The 8,935-nt window shown below is 45.2% G+C and carries 8 protein-coding genes and 2 pseudogenes; 5 read left to right on the top strand and 5 right to left on the bottom strand.

What is annotated here, in order from left to right:
- The 4 genes and pseudogenes from glmM to F6K52_RS26915 all read right to left on the bottom strand — a co-directional run.
- Window positions 1-426, bottom strand: a pseudogene (glmM, locus tag F6K52_RS26930) (phosphoglucosamine mutase); the annotation flags it as partial.
- 383 nt (window positions 427-809) lie between these two features.
- On the bottom strand, window positions 810-1,109 hold the full coding sequence (locus tag F6K52_RS26925) for a hypothetical protein (RefSeq protein WP_293085576.1): 300 nt from the start codon (window positions 1,107-1,109) through the stop codon (window positions 810-812).
- A 108-nt stretch (window positions 1,110-1,217) separates the two neighbouring features.
- On the bottom strand, window positions 1,218-1,811 hold the full coding sequence (locus tag F6K52_RS26920; RefSeq protein WP_293085573.1) for a DUF3177 family protein: 594 nt from the start codon (window positions 1,809-1,811) through the stop codon (window positions 1,218-1,220).
- A gap of 185 nt (window positions 1,812-1,996) precedes the next feature.
- Window positions 1,997-2,221, bottom strand: a complete 225-nt coding sequence (locus tag F6K52_RS26915; protein WP_293085570.1) for a Calvin cycle protein CP12 — start codon at window positions 2,219-2,221, stop codon at window positions 1,997-1,999.
- A gap of 539 nt (window positions 2,222-2,760) precedes the next feature.
- Here F6K52_RS26915 and F6K52_RS26910 point away from each other — a divergent pair.
- Window positions 2,761-2,922 carry a hypothetical protein gene (locus F6K52_RS26910; protein WP_293085567.1) on the top strand — a complete coding sequence of 54 codons (162 nt, stop codon included), beginning with the start codon at window positions 2,761-2,763 and terminating at the stop codon, window positions 2,920-2,922.
- Between the two features lie 432 nt (window positions 2,923-3,354).
- On the top strand, window positions 3,355-4,623 hold the full coding sequence (locus tag F6K52_RS26905) for an FIST N-terminal domain-containing protein (protein WP_293085564.1): 1,269 nt from the start codon (window positions 3,355-3,357) through the stop codon (window positions 4,621-4,623).
- Between the two features lie 149 nt (window positions 4,624-4,772).
- Here the strand turns inward: F6K52_RS26905 and hisD are convergent, their stop codons facing one another.
- A complete protein-coding gene (gene hisD / locus F6K52_RS26900) occupies window positions 4,773-6,098 on the bottom strand; it encodes a histidinol dehydrogenase (protein ID WP_293085561.1) in 1,326 nt (441 codons plus the stop codon).
- Window positions 6,099-6,345: 247 nt separating this feature from the next.
- Between hisD and rpsT the strand changes: the two genes are divergently transcribed.
- From rpsT to F6K52_RS26885, 3 genes and pseudogenes are all read left to right on the top strand, one after another.
- Window positions 6,346-6,669, top strand: a complete 324-nt coding sequence (gene rpsT / locus F6K52_RS26895; RefSeq protein ID WP_293085558.1) for a 30S ribosomal protein S20 — start codon at window positions 6,346-6,348, stop codon at window positions 6,667-6,669.
- 110 nt (window positions 6,670-6,779) lie between these two features.
- Complete coding sequence (locus tag F6K52_RS26890; RefSeq protein ID WP_293085553.1) at window positions 6,780-7,610, top strand: TatD family hydrolase; 831 nt, start codon at window positions 6,780-6,782, stop codon at window positions 7,608-7,610.
- Between the two features lie 710 nt (window positions 7,611-8,320).
- Window positions 8,321-8,935 (top strand): annotated as a pseudogene (locus F6K52_RS26885) (DNA-directed RNA polymerase subunit beta); the annotation flags it as partial.

Raw genomic sequence — 8,935 nt, 5'->3', positions numbered from 1 at the left:
TCTATTATGACTAGCGGAAATCATCACACCCCCGATGGCACTTGTCGCACTGCACAGGTAGGCAACACCAGGAGTTGGACATAATCCCAGGTGCCACACCTCTAGACCTGCTGTAGTCAGCCCCTTAGCTAAAGCTGTGGCCAACATATCACTAGAATTGCGCGAATCCTGCCCCAAAATCACCGGTCCTGGTACAGCTGAGTATTCCTGTAACACAAGACCAGCCCAGAAACCCACTTGTAACGCCAAATCTTCACTGAGCAATGTTCCTGCTCGTCCCCGAATGCCATCGGTGCCGAATAATTGGGTTGTCGGTAGAGTTAGGGGTTGCCAAGGTAACCTGACATTGGGAGAGTTAATTGGCTGATTCTCGGATGAGAATTTAGCACTATTCCATCCCTGGATACGGACAGGGGATGTAACCATAATTTCTATTTCCTCACATTACACACTCACAGTGGAGAATAACACTTTATTTTGCTTTGGTAGATATCCATCAATACATCCAACCCATGCTTGTGAACAAATATATTCTTGTGATCAGATTATGATCCAAGTACATTCAGATTATGAACCAAGTACATTTAGCCCTGTGAGCGCTTTGGCCAGACTTTATCAAAGATTTACTCAAGCATTGACTAACTAGATCAAAGTAGATTTAGCCCTGTTAGACTTCTGGCAAGACTTTATCAAAATTGACTAACTAAATCCAAATACACTTAGCTCCCAAGGGCCTTCGGGCAAAACTTTACCAAAATTTACCTTCCTCCCTTGGAACTTAGCAGCCACCACCTGCCAAGGACGGTAAATTAAACACCAGCATTCTCCAACAACTTTTCCATAGCTTCCAAACTCAGTCCTTGCTGAAGATAACGAGGAGACTGTGGATTATAGGGAGCAGCCACTCGATCTATGCTAATGATCTTTGCCTGTGCTGGTAAGACCGCTACATCTGGGTCAAAGGATGTGGGGCGCATTAAAGAACTGGAAAAACCTTTAAAAATAGCAATTTGATCCTGTTCACCAGCTATCTGTGCGGTAACGATCAATACCTCTTTTGGGCATTTGATGGTGTATTGTTCTAGACGCCTACCAATGGAATCCATCATCTGTGAGTTGTGAGTTTTCATTCGAACCAAGACTCCCCCGGCATAAGCGCCGTGGGGAGTCTCAAAGAAGATGCTACTGCCCTAAACAATCCAAAGCCAAAACCCATTTCATGGTTCAATAGCTGATCGTCCTTGTTTGCCGAGTCGAAACAGAACGAAATAGCTTAAGTAAAGGACATAAAAGAATAATCCCACCATTCCCATAAAACCCAAAAATCCAGGGGTATAACCAGCATGGAAATACTGTTTGAATAACAAAGGCGGCTGCCTCAACACCTGACAAAATCCAGATGTGATTGCTCCTGGGACAAAGGCACAACGTAGAAATGGAATACTGGCAATTGTCCCCAGAGTACAGTAAATAGTCATTGCCCAACGCCAAGATGTCAGTGCTAGCTTCAAGGGAGTAGCTGGTCTATCATCAATCTCCTCATTCAAGTCAATCCAAAACCACAGGGAGATTGGGATGATAATACGGGAGCTCAAAGCAGACACATAACCAATCGGCCAACCGACAATCAACAAGTAAACTGTAATCGCTAGGAGACTGGAAACACGCCAATAGATAATCAACAGCCGTACCATCGCATCTGCTTTCTGGAAAAATGCCCAAATTAGCAGCATCAAGGGGATAAATACTGTGAACAGAACTGCCAAACGGTAGTCCATCCAAACCAGTAATTGAATAATTTCATCTTGCATTGCTTGTTGCCGAAATGACCTTGATCTATGTTATTGCACCAATGCCCATACTGGAAATCTAGAAACAAAGCCAAGGAAAGCATGAGGCAGTAACGCCACCAAAAAGGGTAGCAGGAGCAAATCCTAATCGGGGATTTACTCCTGCTACCCTTTTTGCTGAGTATTTGGCAGAACAATCCTAAAGTCTAGTCGTCATATACCCGGCACTCAGCTGCATCAGGATTATCATCACAGTACTGCTCAAGGGAGTTTTTGGGCTCGGTATTTTGCCGCTGATGGGAAGCCTCTGCTTGTAGTTCTTCTACGTTATCCCAAGCTACTGCACATTCTGCTGAAGACGAACCTTCAGAATCACAAACGGCTCTAGCTTGTTCACGCTCTTGGTCTATTTTCTCTTGTAATTCGCTCATCTGTCTTTCGCTTTTATAACTTGATTATGTCTATTTTTATTTTGCTGATAGGATTGGTAGTAGTAACCGACCGCCCTTAGCAAAATAGTTAACGATAGGAGGCTTAATAACTAGTAATTTCGTTCTAAGGACGACCTAGTTGCTTAGGTTTTTTGCAACTCCTATCAGGGGTAATGTGTGCTGGACTTTGCCCCGCTTCCGGGAAAGGTGATGTTGTAAAGGCTGGTTGAGCTAGCAGCACATGTTTCCCTGACCTTAACTACTAGCGACAGGTCTACGAACTTGCGGTCATTCGTAGGTGTCGTGACCACTACAACGATGGGACTAATGCCCATTACCTGCATCTTAGCTAGGAAATTCCGGATTAACCAGAAATTACCAGGGAATTAACTAAGAGCGCTACAATTAGCTACTCTAATTTCTTAGGTTAAAGCAAAAGATATGCTTTAACACAAATTTGTTCTTTATTTTTTAAGGTTCTCCCAATTTTCCCTTACCCCGTAGTCGCTTACACCACTTCTATAGCATTTATCGTAGCTATGAGGTACACATTATTTTTTACCTCTTCCCTCTTCCCCTCCTGGGAGGGGTGGGTTCCTCTTCCCTACTCCCTGCTTCCTGCTCCCTGCTCCCTGCTCCCTGCTCCCTGCTCCCTAAAACCCAGAGATTTGTACCTCATGGGTATAAGACTTGCTATATAACTCTTAACCCATTCCCCTTTTACTTGACAGATCTTGACATAGCGGTGCGACAATAAGCGCGAATTTAATTCTTAATGGGTCAAGAGCACTGGGCTAACTTAATAGGGTGGTTAGGGTGGAAGTCACCTTTAGCCATTACCCTTCTTACCATGGCTGACTTGAGGAAGGACTTTGAGTTAGAGGAACTGTGAATTTAACGGAGGCCGCGCGCCTTAATAAAAACAGTTTCGTTCCCGCGCTAACGCGCTTTTTTTGATAAACACTAATTTAGATTAAGTTATATTAATATAAGTGTCCCACAACAAATCCTCTGCTCATTATCAGGTAAGGCTTAGTGGAAGTCTGTGGTAATTCACCGTTATCATAAAACCTTGAGGAGTGGCCAATCCCCTCAATAGGGAATGGTATCGGGAGTGAAATAGGTAGATATAGATGGCTAATGTGATTAAGTGGACAAATGCTCTATCAACCCGTGCATCATTAGAAGCGGCAGTGGCCGAAGTGGCAGACTGCCTTGAAAAGTCCTTGCCTTCAAGAGCAGATTTGGGTCTGGTGTTCATCTCATCTGCCTATGCCAGTGAGTATGCTCGCCTCATCCCCCTGCTCCAGGAACGATTGTCTTTACCGGTGTTGATTGGTTGTGGTGGGAGTGGCATTATTGGGATGAACACCAATGGTCAGCCTGTGGAAGTTGAGGGAGGACCAGCCCTAAGCGTCAGCCTAGCCTGTTTGCCTGATGTTAGTGTCCATAGCTTTCATATCCCTGGAGACACCTTGCCAGATTTGGATAGTTCTCCTGATGCTTGGGTGGACTTGATTGGCATTTCCCCCCAAGAGCAGCCCCAGTTTATTTTATTCTCTGACCCCTCGTCATCTAAAATTAATGATTTGCTCCAAGGGTTGGATTATGCTTATCCAGGGTCAGTCAAGGTAGGAGGACTGGCGAGTGGTAGCTCTATGATGGTTAAGAATGGCTTGTTTTGCCTGAAAGACCAGACCCAAGTCGCAAATTCTCTCTACCATGAAGGAACTGTGGGGGTTGCTCTAAGCGGCAATGTTGTATTAGAAACCATTGTTGCTCAAGGCTGTCGTCCTATCGGTCAAACCTATCAGGTGACTAAAGCAGACCAGAATATCCTGCTGGAATTGACAGCCCTCGATCAAGGCAAGATCAGCAGCGGTGAGCCAGCATCCCATCCCCCATTAATGGTGTTGCGCGAGTTAATCCAAAGTATGGATGAGGCAGACCGTAAGCTGGCACAACATTCACTCTTTGTGGGAGTTGCCCGAGATGAGTTTAAACAACAGTTGGATCCCGGAGACTTTCTGATCCGCAATCTGTTAGGTGTAGATCCGAGGATTGGTGCGATCGCTATTGCTGATCGGATTCGACCCGGTCAACGTATTCAGTTCCACCTCAGAGATGCTCAAACTTCAGAGGAAGACTTGGCACTTCTTCTTGAGGACTATCAAAAGCAAACTAACACCACTCAAGCTGCTGGTGCTTTCATGTTTTCCTGTCTGGGGCGAGGAGAAGGGCTTTACGGTAAACCTAATTTTGATTCCCAAATGTTCTACCGTTACATCAAGGATATTCAGCTGGCGGGCTTCTTCTGTAACGGGGAAATTGGGCCAGTAGGCAGTAGTACGTTTTTGCACGGCTTCACCTCAGTTTTTGGGATTTTCCGTGCTAAAAAGTAACAATACAGAATGAAGAATGCAGAATGCAGAATGCAGAATGCAGAATGAAAAATCAACTAATTCGCGCATTCTAAATTCTAAATTCGCGCATTCTGGGCAATCAGTAACTACCTGACTACTGACAGAGCTTTAACTAGATGATTGTTATATTATTGTTCTACTCCCTTTGACCCCCCAGCATCAAGCTGAGTTCGTAAGCGCACAGAGTCAGCGTGAGATGGTAGACCTTCTGCTTCAGCAAGAGTCTCAATAGCACCAGCCACTTTATGGAGGGCTCGGTTGGAATACTGAATCAAACTGGAGTGCTTCATAAAGGTTTCCACACCTAAGGCAGAAGCATAACGAGCAGCACCTGAAGTTGGTAGGGTGTGATTTGGTCCAGCTAAGTAATCACCTACTGCTTCAGGGGTTGAGTTACCCAAGAAAATTGCTCCAGCGTGGTGGATATAGTCTAGTAAGTCCCAAGGTTGGGTAATTTCTAGTTCTAAGTGCTCTGGAGCAAACTCATCAGACAGTTGTGCTGCCGCTTCCAAAGAATCAACAACAACAATTAGACCGTAGTGAGCGATCGCTTTTTCTGTCAACAGGCGTCGTGGATGGTCTTTTAGTTGCTGCTGGACTTGCCCCTGCACTTGTTTGGCTAATTGAGCATCAGTGGTCAGGAGAATGGCTGCTGCCATTGGGTCATGTTCTGCCTGAGCCAATAGATCGACAGCCACATGAACTGGATGAGCTGCCTCATCCGCAATAATTAATACCTCAGAAGGACCAGCCAGGGAGTCAATCCCTACAATACCGTAAACCAGTTTCTTAGCCAGGGTTACGTAAATGTTCCCCGGGCCGCTAATCACATCCACGTTGGGAATGGTTTCGGTCCCAAAGGCTAAGGCTGCAATTGCTTGGGCACCACCTACCCGGTAAATCTCATCAATACCAGCTTCTTGAGCAGCCACAAGCACAGCTGGATTAATGCTTTGATCAGGTCTTGGTGGGGTGACCATTACAATTTTTTTTACCTGAGCTACCTTGGCTGGAATAGCATTCATTAACACAGTACTGGGATAGGACGCCCTACCTCCAGGAACATATAGTCCAGCCTTATCTACAGGAGTGTAGCGCTTCCCTAAAACCACATCATCTTGACCAAATTGCACCCAGGATTTGGGAACACGTTGTCGATGAAATGCCTCGATTTGTCTGGCGGCTAATTGAATCGCATCCAGTAATTCTTTGGAGATCTGTTGGTAAGCCGCATCTAGTTCCGAACCGCTGACTCGCAGTTGTTCTCGACTCAATTTCAGCTGATCAAATTCCTCAGTGTAGTGCAGGAGCGCTACGTCTCCTTTACGCTTCACTGCCTGTAAAACTTCCCTTACAGTTGCCTCTTTGTTCAGCATTTGGTCAGAAGCCGTGCGATCGCGGATACGTCGCAGTTCAGTTTGTGCTTCAGCCTGCTCAGTTATGATTCGCAGCATGGAGTCGGAGTGCCCATCACGCTAGTGTTGCTCGTCCTAGACCAGGTTTATACACTTACCCTGATCAAAGGTGTCTATGTTTCCTGGACTTACTTTAAGAATATAGCTTATAGAGGGTGATGCTTTGGTTACGCTATGGGTGTTGATACTAGTTTAGTATGATATGTGGTATGATATTATTTCTGGTATCATACCATTTTCTACTGGACGTAACTCCTAAACTAAATTAAGTTAAGTAAACACTGCTGTGGCTAATAATAAGTCTGCCCTCAAACGCATAAACATCGCCGAACGGAACCGAGTTCGGAACAAAGCCTACAAATCAGCGGTGAAAACGCTGACCAAGAACTATTGTGCTGCCTTAGAAGAGTACGAACGCCAACCAAGTCCAGAGGGATTGGAGGAAGTAAAGCGCCGAATGTCAGAAGCATACAGCAAAATTGACAAGGCTGTCAAGCGTAAAGTACTTCATCGTAATAATGGCGCTCGGAAAAAAGCAAGTCTTGCCAAAAAGCTCAAAGCTATAGAGGTTAAACTTAACCCTAGTGTGACCGAGTCACCTGCTGTATGATCAGATTGCCTCACTCAGCTGGCGGAGCGCTAAGTGCTGCAATTAGTAATAAGCGCAGAAACCTCTGTTAATTAAACTGAAAATAGATAAATAGATTAAAAACTGTATTGATGCAGTTGATTGATACCCACGTACATATAAACTTCGATGTCTTTGAGTCGGAGTTAGAGCAATTACGGCAGCGATGGCTAGAAGCTGGTGTGGTTCGTCTAGTTCACTCTTGCGTAGAACCGTCTGAGTTTCCAGGCATCCAATCTCTAGGGTCGCGATTTCCCGAACTCTCCTTTGCGGTAGGCTTACACCCCTTAGATACCGAAAAATGGACTTCCGAAACGGAAAATCAGATTTTGACCCTAGCGCGCTCTGATGCTAGGGTTGTAGCGATCGGAGAAACCGGTTTGGATTTCTATAAAGCCAAGAACCAACAACACCAAATAGAAGTGTTCAAAGCCCAACTAGGGATTGCCCACCAACTGGGATTGCCACTGATTATCCACTGCCGTGACGCTGCGGCAGAAATGAGGGGCATACTGCAAGAATTTTGGGAAAGTACCGGATCAATAAGAGGTGTGATGCACTGTTGGGGAGGTAATCCTCAACAGACACAGTGGTTTTTGGATTTGGGGTTTTACATAAGCTTCAGTGGCATTGTCACCTTTAAGAATGCCACTCAGGTCAAAGAATCAGCCACCATGGTACCTAGCGATCGCTTACTCATCGAAACAGATTGTCCGTTCCTTGCACCAGTCCCCAAGCGAGGGAAACGAAATGAACCAGCCTATGTCCGCTATGTAGCCGAGTGCATTGCCGGATTACGAGGGATATCTGTAGAAGAGTTGGCGGCTTTTACCACCCAAAATGCCTGTCAGCTTTTTGGTCTTAGCCTATCAACAGCAACTCAAGAACCAAATAGGGATTTGGTAAATCTCAACCAGACCTGAAAGCGGAAAACCATTAGGTAGGTGCTTGATAATTTTAACTCCCCTACTCTGCTAGGGTTTAGTAGAAATAGAATTATGGGGAGACTCTTAGGCTGGCTGTGAAAATCTATGGGAACACCTATAAGAGCAAATAACAGGAAATAATCCGACTCTTTGAATAGTACTTTTGGGAGAGGCTTACGGAAGGAGGGTTGACAAAACAAAGATAAAATGCTACCCTGGTTAGTCTGAATACAACTAACCCAACGACAAGCCCCACAACGGTTTTAGTCTCCAGCTAAGCACAGCCCATGTGTATGGCAGGGCAGATCGGCGGTGGCAAGTGTAAAAACCACAACTAGCACCGGAAGCAAGTAGTCCAAGTCCAGTATAGTTCACTAGAGTGTTTTGGTTGTTTTCCTGATGCCTGAGTTTCTGTCAATCTAGTAATAGACATGGTTTAAATCACCACGGATGGATGCGCGAGAAGTGGAAGATTGAAGGCACTCTAAGCCATTTGATTCAAAGCTATGAACATCTAAAACTGAGGTCAGGTGGTGTTCAGCTTAATAATTCCACCTTTACGTTATCTGTGGGAGTGTCAATTCTAACAGTTGATCTAGTATCTATTAGCTCGAACCCAAGTTTTAAGCAACTGTTCAAGTACAAGTACTGCCTTGGGCAGGGAATCAAAATCGGCGCTGACTTAAAAAGAGTGAAGAACAGACCCCATGACTAATCAGACTTACACAACAGCAACCTATATGTTGCCAGACTTAGTTGAAATTCAGCGTGCTAGCTTTCGCTGGTTCTTGGAGGAGGGGCTAATTGAAGAACTCAATAGCTTCTCGCCGATTACCGACTACACTGGCAAAATGGAGCTGCACTTCTTGGGTCAAAACTACAGGCTTAAGTCTCCTAAATATGATGTGGATGAAGCGAAGCGGCGAGATAGTACCTATGCCGTACAAATGTACGTTCATACCCGCCTGATTAATAAAGAAACCGGCGAGATCAAAGAACAAGAAGTCTTCATCGGTGATTTGCCTCTGATGACAGACCGAGGCACATTTATCATTAACGGTGCTGAGCGAGTCATTGTTAACCAAATTGTGCGCTCTCCTGGGGTTTACTACAAGTCTGAAACCGATAAAAACGGACGTCGTACCTACTCAGCATCCTTGATTCCCAACCGGGGTGCTTGGTTGAAGTTTGAAACCGATAAAAATAACTTAGTGTGGGTGCGCATCGACAAAACCCGTAAACTGTCTGCACAGGTTCTGTTAAAAGCCTTGGGGCTTGGTGATAGTGAGATTATAGATGCTCTGCGCCATCCAGATCGGATA

The organism is Moorena sp. SIO3H5 (assembly GCF_010692395.1).
Lineage (GTDB): Bacteria > Cyanobacteriota > Cyanobacteriia > Cyanobacteriales > Coleofasciculaceae > Moorena.
Note: the sequence above shows the minus strand (reverse complement) of the source record. Positions and strands in the feature narration are given on the sequence as shown.